This window comes from Rhizobium etli CFN 42 (genome assembly GCF_000092045.1).
In the GTDB taxonomy this organism is placed as follows: domain Bacteria; phylum Pseudomonadota; class Alphaproteobacteria; order Rhizobiales; family Rhizobiaceae; genus Rhizobium; species Rhizobium etli.
In genome coordinates this window covers 2,301,235-2,323,583 of the sequence record NC_007761.1, presented here as the reverse complement: position 1 = coordinate 2,323,583, position 22,349 = coordinate 2,301,235, and the positions used below count along the sequence as shown (strand labels likewise).

The following is a 22,349-nucleotide window of genomic DNA, read 5'->3' as shown; positions in this document are numbered from 1 at the left end:
ACAAGGATGCTTTGAGCTAGCAGGGGCCAAGAATTCCGGCCGCGGGAGGTTCGCGCGGGATTCGCTTATCCGCTTGTTGACAATGTATTTTCGGCCGACATTTTGCGAATGCGGCGCGTCGTCGTTGAAATTCGAACCAGGTGCGAGGGCGGGCAGATGACCGACACGGAAGACCGCATTCGCCGACGCGATGACGAGGAAGCGGATATTTACGACGAGGACGGCAATGTCCGCGGCGATTTCCTGGCGCTTGTCGGTGCGGCGATCGCCGATCGCGATACGCTGTTCCTGCGCGGCAATGTCGCCCGCCTGCATGAATCCGAAATAGGCGACCTGCTCGAATCGATCCAGCCGGATCAGCGCCTCGCGCTGGTGCGCCTGCTCGGCGAAGATTTCGACATGACGGCGCTGACCGAGGTCGACGAGGCAATTCGCCGCGAAATCGTCGATCAGATGCCGAACGAGCAGATCGCCGCCGCCATCGGCGAACTCGATTCGGACGATGCCGTCTACATTCTCGAAGACCTCGACAAGGAGGACCGGGAAGAAATCCTCGCCCAGCTGCCGTTTACCGAACGGGTGCGGCTGCGCCGGGCGCTCGATTATCCCGAAAGCTCAGCCGGGCGCCGCATGCAGACAGAATTCGTCGCCGTGCCGCCGTTCTGGACGGTGGGCCAGACGATCGACTACATGCGCGACGAGGAGGATCTGCCCTATTCCTTCTCGCAGATTTTCGTCATCGATCCGACCTTCAAGCTGCTCGGTGCGGTCGATCTCGATCAGATCCTGCGCACCAAGCGGCAGACGAAGATCGAACAGATCATGCGGGAGACCAATCATCCGGTTCCCGCCGAGATGGACCAGGAGGAAGCCGCCCAGCTCTTCGAACAATACGACCTTCTCTCGGCTGCCGTCGTCGACGAGAACGGCCGGCTGGTCGGCGTGCTGACCATCGACGACGTTGTCGACGTCATCCACGAAGAGGCAGACGAGGACATCAAGCGCCTCGGCGGCGTCGGCGACGAAGAACTGTCGGACAACTTGATCTCGACGGCGCGCTCGCGTTTCCTCTGGCTTTTGATCAATCTCGGCACGGCGATGCTGTCGGCGAGCGTCATCGGCCTGTTCGACGCCTCGATCGAGAAAATGATCGCGCTTGCGGTGCTGATGCCGATTGTCGCTTCGATGGGCGGCAATGCCGGTACGCAGACGATGACGGTGACCGTGCGTGCGCTCGCCACCCGCGATCTCGACATCTACAATGCCGGCCGCATCATCCGCAGGGAGGCCGGCGTCGGCATTCTCAACGGCGCCGTCTTTGCGACGATCATGGGCGCGATCGCCGGCATCTGGTTTCACGACTATCAGCTCGGCGGGGTGATCGCGGCGGCGATGATTATCAATCTGATGGCGGCCGCCCTTGCCGGCATCCTGCTGCCGCTGCTGCTCGACAAGGTGGGCGCCGACCCGGCGATAGCCTCGTCGGTGTTCGTCACGACGGTGACCGACTGTACTGGCTTTTTCGCCTTTCTCGGCATCGCCACCTGGTGGTTCGGCATCTGACGGTTCGCCCAAATTGACTATTACGTAAAAGTCAATATTATTGCCGGTTCGACGACGGGGAACACATGCCGGTGAACAAATATTATAGCATAACGGAGCTCACGCGCGAATTCGGTGTCTCGACGCGCACGCTCCGCTTCTACGAAGATGAGGGGCTGATTCACCCCGAGCGGCGGGGGCGCACCCGTCTGTTTCGGCCTGCGGACCGGCGGCTGATCGGAGAAATCCTGCGCGGACGGCGGATCGGCTTCACCATCGCGGAAATTCGCGAGATCATCCAGGTCTATAAGGAGCCGCCTGGCGAGCTCGGCCAGCTGAAGCTGCTGATGAAGCGCGTCGACGAGAAGCGTGAGGACCTGCGCCAGAAGCGCAAGGACATAGACGACACGCTGACGGAACTCGACAATATCGAAGAGGCCTGCCTGGGGCGTCTTGCCGAAATCGGCGTCACCACCTGAGAATTGCCGCAGGGCGGTTGCCGGTGGTTTATTGCGCCTCGGCGCTGCATTCGCCGGCAATCGTCTGGACCCGCTCATCATTCTGCAGATCGATCTTGCCCGCCTGCAGCGGTGTCAGCAGCGACTGCGCCTGCAATCTGTCGAGCGTGCACTGACAAAAGCTGCGGCAAAGCGCTTCGCCTTGCTGCTTGACGCAAGCGGAGTTGCATTCCCCAAGGTAAGTTTCGACCGGATCCGACTGCGGCGGTGGGACGACAAGGGAAAGTCCGTAAGCGATGGCAATCAGCACCGGCTGATGAATGACGTAGAAGGCAAGGCTATGGCGGCCAAGCCTGGCCGGCCACCAGAAGCCTGTTCCGATGGCCGCAAGCCGATGCGGCAGCCTGGTTCTGACGGTGATCAAAGCGATGCTCAACCCTACGAAAAACGGCGTAGCCCAGGGAAACAGCGGCACGTAATCGTTGGAGCGTTGCGGTGTTTCGGCAAGGCCGATCCAGGCGAAATATCTGGGATCGAAGAAAGACGAGCGGAGCAGGCCCGGTGTGCCGAAATTATCGAGAATCCAGGCGGCGAGGAGCGCGATTGTGACGAGGAGCGTGAAGGCGAGCGGCAATCGGACAAATACGACGCCGATGAGCGTGAGCAGCGCAATACAATGCAGGATGCCGAAATAGATCCACGTGTCCGGCATTGCGACGCGGGTAGCGATCGAAATGACCGCGGCCGCTGCGGCAATCGTGCCGAAACGTTTCCAGAAGGACGACCAGCGGATCGTCGGGGTGCTGGAGAGCGCCAGGCTGATGCCGACGATGAAGAGAAAGGTCGTGGCGATCGCCCGGGCATAGATCTTCAGCCAGCCGGTCTCGGCCGTGCCCGGCGCGAGATATCCCATGAACTCCATGTCCCAGGTGAAATGGTAGCTCGCCATGGCGATCAGCGCGATGCCGCGGGCCGTGTCCAATAGTCCGATGCGCGGTGGCCTCGCTGCCGCATCGGCCTGCAGTGCCGGCATTGTCATCGAAGTCCCTCGGGCAAATCACTTCCGCCGCTCGACGGAATGTCGCGGCGAACGGGAGAAAGGTGGAGATTGGACGGCGGGCCGGCATCCATGATCGCCAGCCGCGCCTGCGAGAAGAATTGCCGCCGCGCCAACACGAAGATGACAATCGCCGTCGTCATCATGAAGACATAAGGGTTGATGAACCAGCCGAGATAGCCGATCGACAGGAAGATCGCCCTGAGGCCCTCGTTAAAATTGCTGCCGGCAATGACGTTCATGCGGATGACGCGTTCGGCAGCCCGCTCGGCGGCGATGATATCACTCTCGGCGTCGCGCAGCATCGGGATAGAGCCGAAGAGAATGGTGCAGTAGTTGAACAGCCGATAGGACCAGCCGAACTTGAAGAAGGCATAACCGAAAAGCGCTGCCAGTCCGCCGACCTTCATCTCGAAGGCGGCATGGCCGCCATGGAAGACGAAGGGCAAGTCGGCAAAGACTGCATCGACCTTCTCGGTGGCGCCCAGCAACGCGAAGCAGCTACCGATTGCGAAGATCGAGGTCGAGGCGAAAAAGGCCGTGCCGTTCTGCAGGCCGGCCATAATCTGCGTGTCGATCATCTTCAGATCGCGGCGCAGCGAATTGTAGATCCATTCGCGGCGCCGTTCGGTCATCGCATGCGTCAGACTGGTGCGGCCGAAGAAGGTGCGGCCCTTCAGCAGCCAGGAATAGCCCATCCAGACGCAGGCAAAGAAGGCCAGAGCAATGTAGTCCGCCGTCGTCATCAGTGATTCAGTCTCCCATGAAGTGCGGCCACCTTACATATGCATCGAAATGCTGCAATGACCGGAAGGCCGGGCCGCCGCCGGATTTTGGCGCCCGGCGCGTCCGAAAGGACGCCGCAACGCTTTGCATCGATACATCGTCCCTTCCGAAAAGCGATTCCGATATCCCGGCCGATGCGCTGGAACAGGATGATTTCGAGCCGGCTCGGCTCAAGATTTGAATCCTGTTCCAAATTAAATAGTTAGAGCATATGTCGTCCGAAAACTGCTACTGCTTTTCGGCGTCGTGCTCCGGGTGTATGGTCCCCGGAATGTCGCATCGGCTGCAGGCGATGTCGGTGGCCCGCACGGGTCCGAAACTGACCTTGCTTAAGCTTGCAACCTCATATTCAAAAGGCGCATCCATGTTTCTTTCGGTATTCGACGTGTTCAAGATCGGTGTCGGGCCGTCGAGCTCGCACACGATGGGTCCGATGTCGGCTGCCAACCGGTTTCTCGATCTGATCCTGTCGAATGAATGGCCACGCCCGTCATCGGGCGCGCAGGTCGCCGCGATCAAGGTCAGCCTGCATGGTTCGCTCGCCCATACCGGCATTGGCCACGGAACGGGCAGAGCCGTCATTCTCGGGCTGATGGGCGAAGCACCCGACAGCGTCGATCCCGACAAGATGGACGGGATCATCGATACCGTCGAGCGCACCGGCCGCATCACGCCGGCGGGCCATCCGGCCTACCAATTCCAGCCGAAGACCGACCTGGTCTTCGACAAGAAGCAGCCGCTTCCCGGCCATGCCAACGGCATGATCTTTTCCGCCTATGACCGTGACGGCCGGCTGCTCCTGAAACGCATCTATTACTCGGTCGGCGGCGGCTTCGTCGTCACCGACACCGAGTTGGAGCAGATGCGGGCGAAGAAGAACGCCGCGGGGGGCACGCGCGTGCCCTATCCGTTCGCGACTGCCAGGCAGATGCTCGACATGGCGGAGCGCTCGGGGCTTTCGATCGCGCAGATGAAGCGGGCGAACGAGGAGAGCCAGCGCTCGCGCGAAGAGCTCGATCAGGGTCTTGACCGCATCTGGGAGGCAATGCGGTCCTGCATCGAGCGCGGCCTCAAGGTCGAGGGTGTCATGCCCGGCGGCCTCAACGTCAAACGCCGCGCCCGCCGCATCCACGACAAGCTGCAGGAGGAGTGGCGCAGCAACCGCGTCAATCCGCTGCTCGCCAACGACTGGCTCAGCGTCTATGCGATGGCCGTCAACGAGGAGAATGCCGCCGGCGGGCGCGTCGTCACCGCGCCGACCAATGGCGCGGCCGGCGTCATTCCGGCAACGATCCGCTACTACGAGCATTTCCACGAGGACTGGGACCAGAACGGCATCCGCGATTACCTGCTGACGGCAGCGGCCATCGGCGGCATCATCAAGCACAACGCCTCGATCTCAGGCGCCGAGGTTGGCTGTCAGGGCGAGGTCGGCTCGGCCGCGGCGATGGCGGCTGCGGGCCTTGCGGCTGTGATGGGCGGCACGCCGGAGCAGATCGAGAACGCCGCCGAGATCGCGCTCGAACATCACCTCGGCATGACCTGCGATCCTGTCGCAGGCCTCGTGCAGGTTCCCTGTATCGAGCGCAACGCGCTTGGCGCCGTCAAGGCCGTCACGGCAGCATCGCTTGCCGTCAAGGGCGACGGCCAGCATTTCGTGCCGCTCGACGCCTGCATTGAGACGATGCGCCAGACCGGCCATGACATGAGCGAGAAATACAAGGAAACCTCGACCGGCGGCCTGGCCGTCAATGTCGTCGAATGCTGAGCGTGCGAACTCCTTGGCTTCACACTTGACGCCCGCCGCCAAAAGGATTTCAACGGCGGCATGGCATTGCATCTCATCAAACTATGTGTCGGCGCCGACTCGATCGAGGATCTGCGCGAATGGGTGGCGGAGCGCTCGCTGCGCGCCATTGCCTCCGGACTCGAACCGCATTCTGTTCACACGACGCGCATGGTGCCCAAACGCATGGAGGAGCTTCTCGACGGCGGCTCGCTCTATTGGGTGATCAAGGGACAGGTGCAGGCGAGACAGAGGCTGCTCGACATCGAGACGTTCACCGACGACGAAGGGATTTCACGCTGCCGTCTGATGCTCGGCCCGGAGGTAATCGAAACCGCGGTGCAGCCGAAGCGGCCCTTCCAGGGCTGGCGCTACTATACGCAGGATGACGTGCCGCCCGATCTGACGAGCTTGGGCGCCGGGATCGCCGAAATGCCCGCGGAGCTGCGCCGCGAACTGACAGAGCTTGGTCTTCTCTAATTCCATCGTCCGAAATACCGGTTCCGGACGACGGCATGCGAATTTCAGCGCAGACGCAGTTGCACCGGCGCGCTGCCGTCCGGCGACGTCACATGCAGATGAATGCGCGCTTCCGGCTGCGAATAGCGCCAGGCGCGAGCGCCATGGCAAAGCAGCAGATTGATGAGATCCCGGGTCTTGGCAGACTTCGCTCTCGGTCGTTGCAGGCCGATTTCGGCTAGTCTCAGAGCCGCTTCGTGCAGGGGATGCAGGGATGAACGCCCTTTGGCCCCGCTGCGGCGGTCGCCTGGCATTCCCGGAACATTCTCATTGATCGCCATAGTTTTCCCCGTACGCATTACTGATCGAGTTCAAACCGATGGCCGGAAACGCAAACACCAATTCCGGCCGTTACGGATGCCGCCGGCCATGTCGCAGGCAGCACCAAATAACTCATTGTGCTGCGGCCCAGCACTTGATGCCGGCTTTCTTCAAGGCCTTGCAGGCATTGACCGCATCGCGCTGATCGTCAAAGCCACCAAAGCGGGCGCGGTAGACCTGGTCGTTGCCAGCGCCGTAGGCGACGGCGAAGGGCTTTGCCGAGGCCAGAGCCTTGCCGCCCTTGCTCTTGGCGGTCTCCAGGAGGTCCATGGCCATCTGCCGGCTCGGCGAGACGCCCACCTGGACGACCCAGCCCGCAGGCGCAGCACCTGCCGGGGTGGCACTGGTCGAAGCGGTCGTGACGTGGTCGACGGCGGCGTTATCCTGCGCAGCCGGTGCGGCGACCGGAGCCTGCTGCTTGAAGCTCGTGGTCTTGACCTTGGTCGGCGCCGGCATGGCCTGGGCAACCAGTGGATTGTCGGATTTCGTCGCGGAGGTTTCGGCATAGGCGACTTCGGTCTCGGCCACCTGATACCGGGCGTCCGGCAGCGGCCCCTTACGCGGCAGGCCGAGGTCGGCGGCAGCGGCGGAAATCGGCGGCTGCGACGCGGTGATCGTCTTTGCGACCTGCTGGCGTGCAACCTGCTGCTGCGGAACGACCTGCTGAAGGGCGACCTGTGCGGCCTTCTGCGGCTGGACGGGGGCCGGCGTTTCGATCATCGCCGGGGCAGGGGCTGTCTGAGCCACCAGCTGCGAAGATCCGCCGCGGCTCGATGCTTTCGGCAGGTAGGTGGCGATCAGATTGCGCATCTGTGCGTCTCGAGCCGGCCCCGAAGCGCCGCCGAGCACGACGCTGACGATCGACTTGCCGTCAACCTGCACCGAGCTCACCAGATTGAAGCCGGCGGCGCGCGTGTATCCGGTCTTGATGCCGTCGACGCCGCGCACCGAACCGACCAGCCGGTTGTGGCTGCGGATCGTGCGGGTGCCGAACTTGAAGGCGCGGGTGGAAAAGTAGCCGTAATATTGCGGGAAATGCTGGCGAAGGGCGATCCCGAGGCGGGCCTGGTCGCGCGCCGTCGTCATCTGCGCCGTATTCGGCAGGCCGTTGGCGTTGCGATAGGTGGTGCGCGTCATGCCGAGCGCATGCGCCTTGGCGGTCATCATCTGGGCGAAGCGGTCTTCGCTGCCGCCCAGCATCTCTCCAAGCGCGGTCGCGGCGTCATTGGCCGACAGGGTGACGAGACCGAGGATGCCCTGCTCGACGGTGATGGTGCCGCCGGCACGCACGCCGAGCTTGGTCGGCGCCTGGGCGGCCGCGTGAGCGGAGAAGGGAACCGGCGTGTCGAGGCGGATGCGACCCTGCTCCAATGCCTCGAAGGTCATGTAGAGGGTCATCATCTTGGTCAGCGACGCGGGATATTGCAGCCGATCGGCATTCTCGCTGTAGAGAACGTTGCCGGTCTTGGCGTCGACGACGATGCCCGCATATTTCGAATTGGCCGCTTCCGCTTCGGCATTGACCGAATCGACCAGCACGACCGTGACGGTCATCGATAGGATCGCCAGGAGCTTTGCAAAAAAGCTGACGGACCGGAATGATGATACGGAGGAGACTGACCTTGACACTATTCCACTCTTTGCTTGCATTTCAGATATTGGGCAGGAACCGCACACCCCCCGCCGCACAGCTCGTCTTTTGAAATTACCGATTCAGCGTTACCAATCCGTTTATGATGAATCGTTTCACTCGCCGTCTGGAGGCATTTTAGGCACCTGTCGCAGAACGGTTCACAAGACGCGCCTCCACAAAGGTGCGGATCGCGGCATCAATATGTTCCCAATCGTCGAGATGGCTGCTCGAGAAGCGGTAAAGGACGCTAAGATCCTTGCCGACCTTGATATCTCGCTGGCAGTCTCCGCTCGTCGCCTTGTCCGGGGTTGAAGGCAAGATGCAGCGCACGACATAGTCCGCTCCGCCCTTGATGGCTGCCGTCAGCAGCACTTCTTCGCCATAACCGGCGTCGGCGCGAAGACGGTGGAGCGTCAATCCGTCGCGAAAAGCCACGGCTTGTCCTTCGATCAGGTGCGAATAGATCGGCTCCAGCCGACCGGACATGTCGCGCGACATGGTGCTCTGGGCGATTTGCAGGAAGATCAGGCCGGAGGATTGGGCGACATCGTCGAACCGAAGATGATTGTCCTCGCCGTAACCCCGCATGTCAGGCCAGGCGAGGTAGAGATCGACGCGCTCGGCCGCACCTTCATGCCGCTGGCTCGGGAAGCGGATGGTATTTTCGGGGAGTTTCACCATGTCGCGGCCGATGGTCAGGGTGATTTCAGCTGGGCTGTCGCTGTTGCCGGCAAGGGAGATGTGCCGGCCGAACCAGCGGCCGCCGATGCTGATGGCGACGGTCAGGACCGCTAGGACGGCGATCACCGCGGTCGTGCGCAGAAGAAACCTCGTTGAAAGAAGCGGCTGCTCGTCGGGGGCGCTTTGCGCGGTTTGGCTCATGGCGGTTCTTCGCGTTTCGGTCCGCCGCAGGAAGAACATGAGCCGCCGGTGCCGATGATGAATCTCATCGCCATGATCGAACCGGCAGGGTTAATACTTCGCTAAGATTTCGGGTCGCAGTTGTGCCGGGATGGACCAAAAACGAGCGAGCCGTTCCCGGGACAGCGGGAACGGCTCTTGGGCACCGGTCGGGGACGGGATGCGGGGACTGACCGGGCCGAAACCTGTGCCGGCTTAGCCGGCGGGCTGGCTTACTTGACGCTGCCGACCGCGACAGCGCGGCCGTCTTGAAGCTTCGACCAGCGGGCCGGATCGCTTGCGGATTGGCGCTTCAGATAGGTGTATTCGGTGTCCGACCACAACAGCACCTTGTTGCGCATGTTGTCGAGAATGAAGTCGCCGTGATCGGTGCGGACGGTCAACACGGCATGGCCTTCGCCGTTCGGCTGCAAAACGACCGTGATCAGTGTGTCGGATGGCGAGAAGCCGTCCTCGATCAGCATCTTGCGCTTCAGCAGGGCATAATCCTCGCAGTCGCCGACGCTGGTCGGATAGGCCCAGCGCTCTTCGACGCCGTAGATCTGTTCATCCGTCTCCGGCTGGATCGACGAATTGACCGTGTAGTTGACCTTGAGAATTTCCTTCCAGCGATCTTCCGTGAGGACAGCCGGTCCTGCATCGCCGCCGGCATACGCGCATTCCGTCGGATTGGCCTTGCAAAATTCATAGTGTCCGATCGGCGGGCTGGCATTGCCCGCCAGTGCCATGCTGGCGGGCGTTGCCTGTCCCGAGCCCGTCATCGCCATCATGATCACACTGGCCAGAAGGCCGCCTTTCAGGATGTTCGCAGTTGTCATTGCCGTCTCCCCTAAGTTGAGGCGACAATGACATGGACGTTTTTATCTCACGCAAAATTACGTAATAGAATTAAATGCTTAGTTGAATCAAATGCCGATAAAACTTGGCTTGAATTCAAATAAAATTTGGCGCGTATTTATGTCGACCTCGATTAAAATTGTAGTGGACGCGACAAGGACTTCGCCCACGGAAAGCCTGCGCTGCCGTCGCGTCGTTAAGAGTTTTCGCTGAGCCGGATAAGTGCCGCCGGCGCGCGGCGGGATGCTCGCGGTGGCGATGCCGGTAGAATCGGCCTGTCGGAACGAGCCGAAAGCAGAATATCGCTCGGATTCCGGGACTCGGCATCAAAATTATTTTTGAGGAAAATCGCGAAATCGATCGGTGGCGGCGACGATTGCCGCACTCATATCGGGGTTTGCAGTGGAATGGGAAGCGTGCGGAAGGATTACGAGCTCGCTTTGCGGCCAGGCGCGGGCCAGTTCCCAGGCGGTGACGAGCGGCGCCTCGATGTCGAACCGTCCCTGCAACAGGATGCCGGGAATGTCGGCAAGCCGCGCGGCGTTCTTCAAGAGCATGCCATCCTCCAGCCAGGCGCCGTTGACGAAGTAGTGAGTGATAATACGGGCGCGCGTCAGCACATAAGCCGGATCGGCCCAGCGGCGCGGCAGTCCTTCCGGATCGGCGAGCAGGATCGAGGCTGCCTCCCAGTCATGCCAGTCTCGCGCCGCCTTGAGACGCGTTTCAGGATCCGGATCGTTGAGGAGACGATTATAGGCGCTGGCCATGTCCTCATCCAGCCCTGGCGTGCCGGACGGGATCCCCTGACGGAAACGGTGCCATTCTTCCGGAAAAAGCGGCGCCATGCCGCGGCAAAGCCAGTCGATTTCCGACCGCCGCGTGGTGGTCACGCCCGATATGACGATCGCTGTGACATGCTTCGGGTGAGTTTCGGCATAGGCGAGCGCCAGCGTCGAGCCCCAGGAATTACCGAAAAGCAGCCAGCTCTCGATGCCGAGAAAGAGCCGCAGCTTTTCGATATCGGCCACGAGATGCCAGGTCGTATTGAGGGAGAGATCGGCTTCTGGATCTGCGGCACTCGGCAGGCTCCGGCCGCAATTGCGCTGGTCGAAGAGGATGATCCGATAGGCGTCCGGATCGAACTGCCGGCGCGCCGCGGTCGAACAGCCTGAGCCCGGCCCGCCGTGCAGGACGAGCGCCGGCCGCCCCATCGGGTTGCCGCAGGCTTCCCAATAGATCAGGTTTCCGTCGCCCGCATCGAGCAGGCCGTGATCATAGGGTTCGATTTCCGGGTAGAGGGCTGGCATCGGTGCACCTGCGGTCGAGGCGGACCTTATCCATCATCTTCATGACGATGGGAAGATGGATGACGGCCGCAAACTCCTCGACGCAAGATCCTGCCCAATTTCGCGCGGTCTGCTACCGCCCGACCTGTGTCGCAGCTTGGTCCACTCATAACTCTGCATGATTCAATGGTTGGAACGACTTGCGACAGGACTTCGCACCGGCCTTCCAAAGCCGGATTTTGCCGCCGCTTGCAGATGGCTTGCCGTGAGGCTCGCGCTTTCAACACGACCCGACCCGGTGCGCCCCGGACTTGGCAAGCGCTTTCGGAGCAGTCGGCCTCAAATTGATCCGCCGCAAAGCATCGTGATTTTTCAAGCTGTCAAAGAAATTCGCGCAGCGTCTCGCGGGACTGGATCGACAGGAATTCGATCGCCACACCTTCGACGAAGTGACGCACGACACGGCCGCGCATGTTGCCAAGGCGCACCGCCGTTCCAATCGAGGGACGCATTTCGACATCGATGGCGGCGCCCGACAGTGACAGGTCCATGATGCGGCAGGTATAGCGCGTGCCATCCTCGAGCGTGAGTTCGGTCTTCGTATCACGCGGCGTCAAGCGGTCGTGGCGACGATCTTCCGGCAGGCCGAGCTCGTGCTTGTTGGCAAGCCAGGTGAGCTGGGCGGCGAGCTTCTCGCGTTTGCGCTCGGTGGCATTGATTGACATGGTGAAGCCGCGGCTGTCGAGCGTCTGGACGTAACCTTCGACGCGCCCGAGATGGTCGATATAGGCGACGACGCGTTCGTTGGCGCGCGGCCGGCCGGAGCAGGTGACGTACATATCGCCGGGCGACATGTCGATCACCATGCATTCGAACTCCTCGTAATTTGCGAGCATCAGCCGGCCCTGCATATTGATCGGCACACGCTGGAAAACGCCTTGTTCAGGGCGCGGCGCAGGTCGTTGCGTCTGAGCTGGCTGGAACGAGTGCATCAAAGGGCTTCTTCATGAAAACTGGAGAGATTAATCCTTACCTCCAATCCATTAACAGAAGGTTGTTTCGCCTTATTGTGGCATAGCCGAAAACGAGTGCGCGCCTTGTCCTGAAACGAGACTCAACGCGCCTCGGCACTCAGGAGCTGTGACACCATGCGGCGCATGGCCTGGCCAAATCCGATGCCTTTTGCTGCGACGACGTCGTTGATCGAGCGCAGTTCGGCCGGCGCGGCCTTGCTGGATTTTTCGGGCAACAGACGGCTCCGGTCGAGCGCCAGGAATTCCAGCGGCACGATCTCCAGCCAGCTCGCAGCCGCCTTCGGTGCGATTGCGCCGAGCAGCCGGTCGCAGGCGCCGTCCGCCGAGCGCAGCGGCATCATGATGATCTCGAAGGAGACCTGATGACCGACGGTGCTGTAGCCGGTGGCGTTGAACAGGGCCGGCAGGGTATGGTCCATGACGCCCATTGCCGTGCGTTCGACATCCGCATGCTGGCCATGCGCCCAAAGCGAGGAAAAACGTTCGCCGCGCAGGTCGCGCCCGAAGAAATCGCAGATGCGGGTGCCGGCGAGCCGGAAAACGATGTCTCCGCCGTGGCGCGTCTCAAGGATAAAGAGACTCTGCAGAAGATGGGGAACGGCAGAGGGTTCGACCTGTGATTTCAGCGGCGCATCGGCTGCGCCGCGGATACGGTTCCAATAGTCAAAAATTTCGATGGTCGTTTGCACACGCATTTCACACCAACCTGTCCCATTCCGGAGCATTTTCGGGCACTCATTGCCCGGACAACTTCTACCTTGCGGATTTCATGCCAAATCCCGGCCGTTAAGGTTAAGAAAGGGTTTCGGTTGAGGAGCGGCCTCTATCGTGACAATGTCCAGCCATCGCTCCGACTTTCGGAGTTCAGCACATCTGCCGGTCCAGGGTCTTTCCAGGATTCGGGTTACGCCGTCCGGCACTACGGGCGGCTTTTTTTTTGGCAGGCGCTCCTGTATGGCTGAAGCCTCAACGAGGCGATAAAGATGAACGAGCAGACGGGCGAGCCGCACAAGGCGCCCGAACCTTCCGAGGTCCAGCCGCCGGCACGGCCCCCGCGCGTGCCGATCTTCAACCTTCCGCCGGCGCTGCTCTTCAGCCTTTGCCTGCTCATCTTCATCTATGCGGTGCAGGCGCTCGTTCTCCCGGACGATGCGGTGAGCTGGTTGCTTATCACCTTTGGCTTTAGTCCCCACCGCTACGTGGCTCCGTTGTCGCAGCAGGGGCTGGAGCTGTTCTGGACGCCCGTGACCTATTCGCTGCTGCACGGCAGCACTCAGCATATCGTCTTCAACGCTTTCTGGCTGATGGCCTTCGGCGCACCGGTCGTGCGCCGCATCGGGAGGTTGCGGTTCCTCTTCTTCTGGATCTTGTCCGCCGCCGCTTCCGCCGCCCTGCACACGATCCTCAACTGGGGAGACGTGTCGCTGCTGATCGGGGCGTCGGGCGTCATTTCCGGACTGATGGGGGCCGCCTGCCGATTCGCCTTTCCGGCCGACCGGCGACCGATGGCGGTGGCGCATCTCAATGCCCGGCTTTCCATCATCGACGCGCTAAAGAACCGGACCGTCATCATCTTCGTGCTTCTCTGGGTGGTCGGCAACGCCCTAATCGCCGTCGGCATACCGCTCGTCGGCGACAGCGACCAGGAGATCGCCTGGGATGCGCATATCGGCGGCTTCGTCTTCGGCTTCTTTTTGTTTTCGCTGTTCGACCGGGCGCCACGCCCGCCTGCGGAACCGAGGGGAACGGAGAAGGATCTGTTGCAATCCTGAGCCGGGCAGTGCACGATCGAACGATCCGCGATTGGGGGGAGAAGCCGCCGCGGATGCCTGTGACACGTGTCACAGTTTCGACATAGGAGGTTCGAATGACCAGTTCAGTCAAAGCAATCCTCGACCTGAAGGGCAGGGACGTCATTACCGCCGGGCCGAACACCACCGTCGCCGAGGCGGCCGCCATTCTGAGCAAAAAGAAGATCGGCGCCATCGTTGTCGTCGGAATGGAAAACCGGATTTCCGGCATGTTCACCGAGCGCGATCTCGTGCATGCCATCGCCAAGCGCGGCAAGGAGAGCCTCGACCAGCCGCTCTCGCAGGTGATGACTTCAAAAGTCTACCGCTGCCACGAGGAGACGACTGTCAACGAGCTGATGGAACTGATGACCAGCCGCCGCTTTCGCCACGTTCCGGTGGAAAGCAACGGCAAGCTTGCCGGCATCATCTCGATCGGTGACGTGGTGAAGTCGCGGATCGCCGAAGTAGAGCGCGAGGCCGAGGATATCAAGGCCTATATTGCCGGCTGAGGGTTCGGCTGTTTGTTTAAACGTGCTCTCGTGCCCGTCGCGGCGTCGCTTCACGGGGGACTGGCGTAGACTTCCTGCATGCGCTTGATCTCGGGAAGCCTGGCTCTCGCTTCCTCGTAGCCGCGTTCGATCGCCTCACCGGCGCGGTGAAATTCCGAGAGGCCAATATAGCTCAGGCGCGGCTGCAGCGAAATGTCGGGCGGATCGCCGGCAAGGCGGGCGCGGGCAATCCTGTCCTGGATGATGTTGAAAGCCTGCACCATGACACCGGTCATGCCGAGGCGGGCATAGGGCGCCTCTTCCTGTTTCTGCAATTCCTGCTGCGAGAGGCTGGCATTGTGCCGGACCACGGCCGAGCGGCCATAGAGATCGTAATTGAGATTGACGGCGACGACCAGCGGCTGCTCATAGGCGCGGCAGACGGAGACGGGAACGGGGTTGACCAGCGCACCGTCGACCAGAGTGCGGTGATTGCTGCGAACCGGCTCGAAGATGCCGGGCAGCGCATAAGAGGCACGCAGCGCCGTGATCAGCGAACCATTGGCGATCCAGACCTCGTGGCCGGTATTGACCTCGGCCGCGACCGCGACGAACGGCCGGTCCAGATCCTCGACGTTCAGGCCTTCGAGATGCTCCTGCATGCGTTTGGTCAGCCGCATGCCGCCGAACAGCCCGCTGCCGCCGATCGTCAGATCGAGCAGACTGGCGATGCGGCGCATGGTCAGCGAGCGGGCGAAGCTTTCGAGTTCATCGAGTTTGCCCGCGAGATAACAGCCGCCGACCAGCGCGCCGATCGATGTCCCGGCGATCATGCCGATTTCAATCCCGGCCTCGTCGAGGGCTCGCAAGACGCCGATATGGGCCCAGCCGCGGGCCGCGCCGCCGCCAAGCGCGAGTGCGATCTTGATTCTGTTGACAGGCGCGGGCGCAGGGATTGTCTCGAGTATCGTCGACATGCCAGAACCGGAACCTTCGCCTTCAGCGCTTTGACGGTGCAGACTCCAGTTCAGCATTGCGCTCTCCCCTCCAGCAGAACACGTATGTCACATAGTGTGACCGATCTGTTGCCAAATGGTATATAGAACCGGTTTCTGGCACAATAAGGGGCAAATGCCGGGAGGGTCAGTCTATTTTCCGTAGACGTCCTGCGGATCGAAGTGACGCTCGTCATCGACGATGTCGAGCATCGGCTTTCCCTCGCGTAGCGTCACCGTCCGATAGAAGCAGGAACGGCGGCCGGTGTGACAGGTGGCGTCATGGCCGGCGACCTCGACCTTCAGCCATATGGCGTCCTGATCGCAATCAGTGCGAATTTCCTTCACTGTCTGAAGATTGCCCGAGGTCTCGCCCTTCTTCCAGATCTTGCCGCGCGACCGGCTGAAATAGTGGGCCGTGCCCGTCTGGATGGTCAGCGCCAGGGCCTGGGCATTCATATGCGCCACCATGAGCAGTTCGCCATCGCCGGCGTCGGCGACGACCGCAGTGATCAGGCCGCGGTCATCGAAACGCGGCGTGAAATCGCCGGCGTCTTCCAACGCCGACTTGTCCTCGGATGGTTGATTGAAGATCAGTTGACCCATTGCGGCCCTCCTGAGGGAGCCGGTGTCAGCGGCTCCGCACCATGCTCATGAAACGGGCCTGATCGGCCGGCTCGGTCTTGAACGTTCCGGTAAACGTCGTGGTCAAGGTAGTCGAACCCTGTTTCTGAACGCCACGCATCGCCATGCACATATGTTCGGCCTCGATCATGACGGCGACACCCCGCGGATTAAGCGTATCGTCGATGGCCCGGGCGATCTGCGCAGTCATCGTTTCCTGCGTCTGCAGGCGCCGACCATAGATCTCGACGACACGGGCAATCTTCGAAAGGCCGAGCACACGGCCGTCCGGCATGTAGGCGACATGCGCCTTGCCGATGATCGGCACCATATGGTGTTCGCAATGCGAGTAGAACGGAATGTCCTTGACGAGGACCATATCGTCGTAACCGGCGACTTCTTCGAAGGTTCGGCCGAGCACATCTTCCGGCGCCATGTCGTAACCGGCAAAAAGCTCGCGGTAAGCTTTGGCGACACGGGCCGGCGTCTCGATAAGGCCTTCGCGCGTCGGATCGTCACCGGCCCAGCGCAACAGAACGCGAACGGCTTCCTCCGCTTCCTGCTGGGAGGGGCGGTCCGAGTCACGGTTCGGCTGCGGAAAGTTCTTTACGATGGCGTCCATGATCAATGGTCTCCTGGCCCGCGTCGCGGACCCATCTGTCGGAATCGCCACTGGTCAGTCCCATGCGGGAATTCATGCACCTTTGGCAGGCTCCGGGGCTTTCAGGGCTAGCTCAAACGCCCATCCGGCACGGTTTCCCAATCAAACTTACACAAGGCCATTGCATTTTCATGGCCTTGGAACGACATACATATAGGAAGACGGCCATTATATGTAAGTATCCTCAGATGACACGGTGTGTTTTTTGTTTCAACGACAATGATAGCCCGATTTAGGCCGATCCGCAGCGATTTTGGAGCGGAAATCCAGCATGGATGACATCTACAACAGCAAGATTCTCGAATTCGCAGGCAATATTCCGTTGACCGGGACGCTCGATGATGCCGATGCGACCGCCCAGGCGCACTCCAGGCTCTGCGGCTCCAAGGTGCGAATCTGGCTGAAGATGGACGGCGATGTGGTAACCGGCTTTTCCCATGACGTAAAAGCCTGCGCACTCGGCCAAGCCTCGTCCTCGATCATGGCCCGCCATGTCGTCGGCGCCACATCTGGTGAATTGCGGCAGGCGCGGCTGGACATGCTCGCCATGTTGAAGGCGGACGGGGCAGGGCCGAAGGGGCGGTTCGAGGATATGCGTTACCTCCTGCCCGTGCGGGACTATAAGGCCCGCCATGCTTCGACGATGTTGACCTTCGACGCGGTCGTCGATGCGATCGGGCAGATCGAGGCGAAACGGGCGGAAGTTGTCGAGGCGTAATCGAGATGTGCGAGTTCTGCGTCCGGCAGGCTGACGATGAGGACGATGGCGGCGCGGCCGCATCGGGACGACCGAACGCAAGGACTGCGCGCTACTCCCGCAATTATGCCGGCCCGTTTCGCAAGACCCCGGACCGCCTTCTCGGCATGGGGCTCATCCGTCTCTATCAGCTGACGCTTTCCGGCTTTGTCGGCAATTCCTGCCGCCATATCCCGACCTGCTCGGAATATGGTTACGAGGCGATCGCCCGCCATGGTCTCTGGGCCGGGGGCTGGATGACGTTGTTTCGCGTCGCCCGTTGCGGTCCGGGTGGCACCAGCGGCCTCGACCCGGTTCCGGAAATACTGAGCGACGGCTTCCGCTGGTGGACACCGCGGCGGTATCTCTCGCTTGGACGCAAGAGAGGCTGAGCACTATGACGATGCCCAGTGAGTACAGGAGTGCATCGGCAGATTTCGACGCCTACCTGGACGACATTCGCGCCGATACGCTGATCGACAGCCGAAACGCGATCTATACGGTGACCCAGGGCGTCTTCCAGACGTTTCGCCGGCGGCTTGATATCGAGGAGGCGATCCGCTTTGCCAATCTTCTGCCTCCGGTATTGCGGGCGATTTTCGTCGCCGACTGGGATCCCGATGAGGTCAAACGTCCCTTCGAGGACCGCAGGGCGATGACTCGAGAAGTTCAGTCACTGCGCGGCGACCACAATTTCTCGCCCGACACCGCTATTCGCGACGTGGCGGCGGCCGTGCGGAAACAAGTCGACGAAACGGCATTCGACAGGGTACTGCAGACCTTGCCCGACGGAGCGGAGGAGTTCTGGCGGCCATGAGCACGTTCGTCGCCCTCCTGCACAGCATCGTGCTCTCGCCCGGTCGCCGGGTGATCATGGAAGATCTGCGCGCGCTTGCCATAGAACTCGGCTATCGCGAGCCGCGCACTCTGGTTTCGACAGGCAATCTCGTTTTCGAAGCCGACGACATGCGGCCGCATGAACTCGAGGTCGCGCTGGAAGAGGGTTTCGAACAGAAGTTCGGCAAACATGTCGATATCATCGTGCGCAGCGACTGCACCTGGATGGCGCTCTGCGGCACCAATCCCTTCCGGGACGGCAGCGGCGATCAGGTGATCGTCCGCGTCATGCGCCTGCCGATCGATCCTGAGAAGGTGGAGGCGCTGAAACCGCTGATGGCGGAAGGGCAGCGCCTCGCCGTTGTCGGCGGCGACCTCTGGATCGATTTCGCCAGCAAACCGAGCCAGTCAAAACTGCTTTCGGCGCTCACGACCAAGCGGCTCGGCGTCGGAACGATGCGCAACTGGAACACCGTTTGCGGTCTTGCGCAAATGATCATGTGAGCCGGCTGCTTCTTTACTCCCGCGGGAAATCTGAGTATCAGGCGGCAGCACATCCCGAGGGATGACGCTTCCATTTCAACCACCCGCATTCGTTGGCGGGACTGGACAAGGAGAATTTCGATGTCCCAATCTGTTTCCCTGACATTTCCCGATGGTTCCGTACGCAGCTTCCCGGCTGGCGCAACCGGCAGGGATGTCGCCGAATCCATTTCCAAGTCGCTCGCCAAGAGCGCCGTCGCCATTGCGATCGACGGCGGCGTGCGCGACCTTTCCGATGCTGTCACCGACGGCAAGATCGAGATCATTACCCGCAAGGACCCGCGCGCGCTGGAGCTCATCCGCCATGACGCTGCGCATGTGATGGCCGAAGCGGTGCAGGAGCTTTGGCCCGGCACTCAGGTGACGATCGGTCCCGTCATCGAGAACGGCTTCTATTACGATTTCGCCAAGAACGAGCCTTTCACGCCCGACGATCTGCCGAAGATCGAAAAGAAAATGAAGGAAATCATCGCCCGCAACGCGCCGTTCACAAAGCAGATCTGGTCGCGCGAAAAGGCCAAGGAAGTCTTTGCCGCCAAGGGCGAACAGTACAAGGTCGAACTCGTCGATGCTATCCCGGAAGGCCAGGATCTGAAGATCTATCATCAGGGCGAATGGTTCGACCTTTGCCGCGGCCCGCATATGGCCTCCACCGGCCAGGTCGGCACTGCCTTCAAGCTGATGAAGGTCGCCGGCGCCTATTGGCGCGGCGACAGCAACAACGCCATGCTGTCACGCATCTACGGCACGGCATGGGCAGACCAGGCCGATCTCGACAACTATTTGCATATGCTGGCGGAAGCGGAAAAGCGCGACCACCGCAAGCTCGGCCGCGAAATGGACCTGTTCCATTTTCAGGAGGAAGGTCCGGGCGTTGTCTTCTGGCACGGCAAGGGCTGGCGCATCTTCCAGACGCTCGTCGCCTATATGCGCCGCCGGCTTGCCATCGATTATGAAGAAGTCAACGCACCGCAGGTGCTCGACACCTCGCTCTGGGAAACCTCCGGTCACTGGGGCTGGTATCAGGAAAACATGTTCGGCGTAAAATCGGCGCATGCGATGACGCATCCCGACGACAAGGAAGCGGACAACCGCGTCTTCGCGCTGAAGCCGATGAACTGCCCCGGGCATGTGCAGATCTTCAAGCATGGCCTGAAGTCCTATCGCGAGCTGCCGATCCGTCTGGCGGAATTCGGGCTGGTGCATCGTTACGAGCCTTCGGGCGCTCTGCATGGCTTGATGCGCGTGCGCGGCTTCACCCAGGACGACGCGCACATCTTCTGCACGGACGAGCAGATGGCGGCCGAATGCCTGAAGATCAACGACCTGATCCTCTCGGTCTATGAAGACTTCGGCTTCAAGGAAATCGTCGTCAAGCTTTCCACCCGTCCGGAAAAGCGCGTCGGTTCCGACGCTCTCTGGGATCGAGCCGAAGCCGTCATGACCGATGTGCTGAAGACGATCGAGGCGCAGTCCGAAGGCCGCATCAAGACCGGCATTCTGCCGGGTGAGGGCGCCTTCTACGGTCCGAAGTTCGAATATACGCTGAAGGATGCGATTGGCCGGGAATGGCAATGCGGCACGACGCAGGTCGACTTCAACCTGCCGGAACGCTTTGGCGCCTTCTACATCGACAGCAATTCCGAGAAGACGCAGCCGGTGATGATCCACCGTGCCATCTGCGGCTCGATGGAACGCTTCCTGGGCATCCTGATCGAGAACTTCGCCGGCCATATGCCGCTTTGGGTATCGCCGCTGCAGGTGGTGGTCGCGACGATCACCTCGGAGGCCGATGCCTACGGGCTTGAAGTAGCCGAGGCGCTACGCGAGGCCGGTCTCAACGTCGAAACCGACTTCCGCAACGAGAAGATCAACTACAAGATCCGCGAGCACTCGGTCACCAAGGTTCCGGTCATCATCGTCTGCGGCAGGAAGGAGGCCGAGGATCGCACGGTCAACATCCGTCGCCTTGGCAGTCAGGACCAGGTTTCGATGGGACTCGACACGGCCGTCGAGAGCTTGGCGCTCGAGGCGACGCCGCCCGACGTCCGTCGCAAGGCCGACGCAAAGAAAGCCAAGGCGGCCTGAAAATAGCAGGAATACGACAGCGCCGACTTCGGCGCTGTCGGAGTGTCTTTCGCGAAGGGCAGCCCCTCATGTGCCTCCCGCCTGCACTTGGCAATCTTCCTGCCAATGAATGAAATCCGCGCCTAGCGCATCGGCCGATGCGTTGATCCAAAATGTCGTTTGCGCGTCTGATCAGACGCACAGCGCTGCCGAGCGCCGGCCGATCGGCTTGATCGCTGGCACGCCGGAGAACGTGCCCGGCAGAATCAATTCAGGCTGGCGCCGTCGCCACCGCCCTGCGGCACGAGCTGGTCGTAGGAGGGCAGAGGCTCCTCCGGAGCCGGCTGGACACCCGGAGGCGGCGGCGTGCCGGCCGGCGCCTGCTGCACCGTGCGGGCCGCCGGGCTCTCGGGCTGCTGCGGCTCCTGGTCCTTCATCAGAACCTCGACATCGGTGTTCCGGCCGGCAACCACTGTAAAATCGCGCTGATAGATCTTGTCTTTGTTGCGGGCGACGGCAGAATATTCGCCTTCGGCGAGGACCATGGTCGGGAAGGCGCTGACGCTTTCACCGACACTGTCGCCGGCTGCCGTCAGGATCGACCAGGCCGTGTCGGCGATCGCCTCGCCGCCGGCTTCGGAGACCAGCTTGAAGGTCATCTGGGCGGCGCGGTGCTGGATTGTTGCCTCTGTGAGCTTGCCGGCCTCGACCTGTATATCCGCGCGGATGATGGCGTTGACGCTGCCATATTCGGAAACGATGTGATAGGTGCCGGCATTGAGGCGCACGACAGTGTTCGGCGAGACATCGGCCACGACGAGACCGCGCTCACCGTCATCGCGAACTTCCGAGGAATAGATCGAGAAACTCAACTGGTCGGGGCGGATGCGGGCATCGGTGCCGGAGACGGCATTGAGCAGCAGGCCGCCGGCATCGAGGACCATCACCTGCTTGTCGACCTCGCCGTCAGCGGGCACGGTCAGCTTCTTTGTGACGCCGGCGCGGCCGAAGGAGACATTGACGAAATAATCGCCCGGAGCGAGTTGAAAGGCAGCGGGTCCGCCCTTGGCGCTGGCGATCAGCGGCAGCTTGCCGTCGGTGCCGGCGATCGGGCTGAAGACATACCAGGAAAGCCCATCCTCGACAGGCGTACCGTCGGCCGTCAGCTTGGCTTCCATTTCGATGTCGCGCAGCTTAGCTCCTTCGGGCGCGGCGCCGGGCGCAATGAAGGCGTTGAGCTTCGGCATCTTCGATGTCGAATCGAGCTGTTTGAAGCCCTTGAAAGCATCCTGCGCACCGGCGCCGAGAGGCATTAATACCATCAGCGCGATGGCTAGGCCGGTGCGTACAAGAGGCGAAGTGCCAAACATCTGTTTCGTGAACCGATTGACTTCTGAAATCGCAAAGGCCACTTCAAGACCAACG

Annotated in this window: 24 protein-coding genes; 11 read left to right on the top strand and 13 right to left on the bottom strand. The window is 61.5% G+C overall.

Annotated features, from left to right (window positions below):
- Window positions 1–156 precede the first annotated feature (156 nt).
- Both mgtE and RHE_RS11340 read left to right on the top strand, forming a co-directional pair.
- Window positions 157–1,563 (top strand): magnesium transporter, encoded by a 1,407-nt coding sequence (mgtE, locus tag RHE_RS11345; protein ID WP_011425480.1) that lies wholly within the window; start codon window positions 157–159, stop codon window positions 1,561–1,563.
- A gap of 65 nt (window positions 1,564–1,628) precedes the next feature.
- Window positions 1,629–2,021, top strand: coding sequence for a MerR family transcriptional regulator (locus RHE_RS11340; RefSeq protein ID WP_011425479.1), 393 nt, complete (start codon window positions 1,629–1,631; stop codon window positions 2,019–2,021).
- A 28-nt stretch (window positions 2,022–2,049) separates the two neighbouring features.
- On the opposite strand, the gene RHE_RS11335 is transcribed toward RHE_RS11340, so the two are convergent.
- Both RHE_RS11335 and RHE_RS11330 read right to left on the bottom strand, forming a co-directional pair.
- Window positions 2,050–3,039 carry a heparan-alpha-glucosaminide N-acetyltransferase gene (locus tag RHE_RS11335; protein WP_011425478.1) on the bottom strand — a complete coding sequence of 330 codons (990 nt, stop codon included), beginning with the start codon at window positions 3,037–3,039 and terminating at the stop codon, window positions 2,050–2,052.
- On the bottom strand, window positions 3,036–3,803 hold the full coding sequence (locus RHE_RS11330) for a DUF599 domain-containing protein (protein ID WP_011425477.1): 768 nt from the start codon (window positions 3,801–3,803) through the stop codon (window positions 3,036–3,038). The genes RHE_RS11335 and RHE_RS11330 overlap by 4 nt, the downstream gene beginning before the upstream one ends.
- Before the next feature lie 404 nt (window positions 3,804–4,207).
- Between RHE_RS11330 and RHE_RS11320 the strand changes: the two genes are divergently transcribed.
- Together RHE_RS11320 and RHE_RS11315 are read left to right on the top strand one after the other, a co-directional pair.
- Complete coding sequence (locus tag RHE_RS11320) at window positions 4,208–5,611, top strand: L-serine ammonia-lyase (protein WP_011425476.1); 1,404 nt, start codon at window positions 4,208–4,210, stop codon at window positions 5,609–5,611.
- Between the two features lie 60 nt (window positions 5,612–5,671).
- Complete coding sequence (locus RHE_RS11315) at window positions 5,672–6,109, top strand: DUF1489 family protein (protein WP_011425475.1); 438 nt, start codon at window positions 5,672–5,674, stop codon at window positions 6,107–6,109.
- A 44-nt stretch (window positions 6,110–6,153) separates the two neighbouring features.
- Here the strand turns inward: RHE_RS11315 and RHE_RS11310 are convergent, their stop codons facing one another.
- The 7 genes from RHE_RS11310 to RHE_RS11280 all read right to left on the bottom strand — a co-directional run bounded on the left by RHE_RS11310 (window position 6,154) and on the right by RHE_RS11280 (window position 12,905).
- On the bottom strand, window positions 6,154–6,429 hold the full coding sequence (locus tag RHE_RS11310; protein ID WP_011425474.1) for a hypothetical protein: 276 nt from the start codon (window positions 6,427–6,429) through the stop codon (window positions 6,154–6,156).
- Window positions 6,430–6,541: 112 nt separating this feature from the next.
- Window positions 6,542–8,119, bottom strand: coding sequence for a D-alanyl-D-alanine carboxypeptidase (locus RHE_RS11305; RefSeq protein ID WP_011425473.1), 1,578 nt, complete (start codon window positions 8,117–8,119; stop codon window positions 6,542–6,544).
- A gap of 118 nt (window positions 8,120–8,237) precedes the next feature.
- The gene (locus tag RHE_RS11300) at window positions 8,238–9,023 is read right to left on the bottom strand and encodes a hypothetical protein (RefSeq protein WP_041678653.1); all 786 of its coding nucleotides are present in this window, start codon (window positions 9,021–9,023) and stop codon (window positions 8,238–8,240) included.
- Window positions 9,024–9,235: 212 nt separating this feature from the next.
- Complete coding sequence (locus RHE_RS11295; RefSeq protein ID WP_011425471.1) at window positions 9,236–9,841, bottom strand: transglutaminase-like cysteine peptidase; 606 nt, start codon at window positions 9,839–9,841, stop codon at window positions 9,236–9,238.
- A gap of 351 nt (window positions 9,842–10,192) precedes the next feature.
- Window positions 10,193–11,167, bottom strand: coding sequence for a prolyl aminopeptidase (gene pip, locus RHE_RS11290; RefSeq protein WP_011425470.1), 975 nt, complete (start codon window positions 11,165–11,167; stop codon window positions 10,193–10,195).
- A gap of 359 nt (window positions 11,168–11,526) precedes the next feature.
- Window positions 11,527–12,138, bottom strand: a complete 612-nt coding sequence (locus tag RHE_RS11285) for a PilZ domain-containing protein (protein WP_020921348.1) — start codon at window positions 12,136–12,138, stop codon at window positions 11,527–11,529.
- Window positions 12,139–12,260: 122 nt separating this feature from the next.
- Window positions 12,261–12,905, bottom strand: coding sequence for a PAS domain-containing protein (locus RHE_RS11280; protein WP_011425468.1), 645 nt, complete (start codon window positions 12,903–12,905; stop codon window positions 12,261–12,263).
- Window positions 12,906–13,163: 258 nt separating this feature from the next.
- On the opposite strand from RHE_RS11280, the gene RHE_RS11275 reads away from it, so the two are divergent.
- Together RHE_RS11275 and RHE_RS11270 are read left to right on the top strand one after the other, a co-directional pair.
- Window positions 13,164–13,952 (top strand): rhomboid family intramembrane serine protease, encoded by a 789-nt coding sequence (locus RHE_RS11275; RefSeq protein WP_011425467.1) that lies wholly within the window; start codon window positions 13,164–13,166, stop codon window positions 13,950–13,952.
- A gap of 95 nt (window positions 13,953–14,047) precedes the next feature.
- The gene (locus tag RHE_RS11270) at window positions 14,048–14,482 is read left to right on the top strand and encodes a CBS domain-containing protein (RefSeq protein WP_011425466.1); all 435 of its coding nucleotides are present in this window, start codon (window positions 14,048–14,050) and stop codon (window positions 14,480–14,482) included.
- Window positions 14,483–14,532: 50 nt separating this feature from the next.
- On the opposite strand, the gene RHE_RS11265 is transcribed toward RHE_RS11270, so the two are convergent.
- The 3 genes from RHE_RS11265 to folE form a co-directional block, all read right to left on the bottom strand.
- Window positions 14,533–15,495 carry a patatin-like phospholipase family protein gene (locus tag RHE_RS11265; RefSeq protein ID WP_011425465.1) on the bottom strand — a complete coding sequence of 321 codons (963 nt, stop codon included), beginning with the start codon at window positions 15,493–15,495 and terminating at the stop codon, window positions 14,533–14,535.
- A gap of 114 nt (window positions 15,496–15,609) precedes the next feature.
- Window positions 15,610–16,062 (bottom strand): phosphoribosyl-AMP cyclohydrolase, encoded by a 453-nt coding sequence (hisI, locus tag RHE_RS11260; RefSeq protein ID WP_011425464.1) that lies wholly within the window; start codon window positions 16,060–16,062, stop codon window positions 15,610–15,612.
- Window positions 16,063–16,087: 25 nt separating this feature from the next.
- On the bottom strand, window positions 16,088–16,702 hold the full coding sequence (folE, locus tag RHE_RS11255) for a GTP cyclohydrolase I FolE (RefSeq protein WP_011425463.1): 615 nt from the start codon (window positions 16,700–16,702) through the stop codon (window positions 16,088–16,090).
- Window positions 16,703–17,012: 310 nt separating this feature from the next.
- Between folE and RHE_RS11250 the strand changes: the two genes are divergently transcribed.
- The 5 genes from RHE_RS11250 (at window position 17,013) to thrS (ending at window position 20,945) form a co-directional block, all read left to right on the top strand.
- Window positions 17,013–17,459: an iron-sulfur cluster assembly scaffold protein gene (locus RHE_RS11250; RefSeq protein ID WP_011425462.1), complete on the top strand. Its 447-nt coding sequence runs from the start codon at window positions 17,013–17,015 to the stop codon at window positions 17,457–17,459.
- 5 nt (window positions 17,460–17,464) lie between these two features.
- Window positions 17,465–17,869: a membrane protein insertion efficiency factor YidD gene (gene yidD, locus RHE_RS11245; RefSeq protein WP_011425461.1), complete on the top strand. Its 405-nt coding sequence runs from the start codon at window positions 17,465–17,467 to the stop codon at window positions 17,867–17,869.
- Window positions 17,866–18,294 (top strand): DUF2267 domain-containing protein, encoded by a 429-nt coding sequence (locus RHE_RS11240; RefSeq protein ID WP_166486926.1) that lies wholly within the window; start codon window positions 17,866–17,868, stop codon window positions 18,292–18,294. Before yidD ends, RHE_RS11240 begins: the two co-directional genes overlap by 4 nt.
- A complete protein-coding gene (locus RHE_RS11235) occupies window positions 18,291–18,818 on the top strand; it encodes a DUF1697 domain-containing protein (RefSeq protein WP_011425459.1) in 528 nt (175 codons plus the stop codon). Before RHE_RS11240 ends, RHE_RS11235 begins: the two co-directional genes overlap by 4 nt.
- A 120-nt stretch (window positions 18,819–18,938) precedes the next feature.
- A complete protein-coding gene (gene thrS / locus RHE_RS11230) occupies window positions 18,939–20,945 on the top strand; it encodes a threonine--tRNA ligase (protein ID WP_011425458.1) in 2,007 nt (668 codons plus the stop codon).
- Window positions 20,946–21,190: 245 nt separating this feature from the next.
- Here thrS and RHE_RS11225 read toward each other — a convergent pair whose 3' ends face one another.
- The gene (locus tag RHE_RS11225) at window positions 21,191–22,294 is read right to left on the bottom strand and encodes a hypothetical protein (protein WP_011425457.1); all 1,104 of its coding nucleotides are present in this window, start codon (window positions 22,292–22,294) and stop codon (window positions 21,191–21,193) included.
- Window positions 22,295–22,349 lie beyond the last annotated feature (55 nt).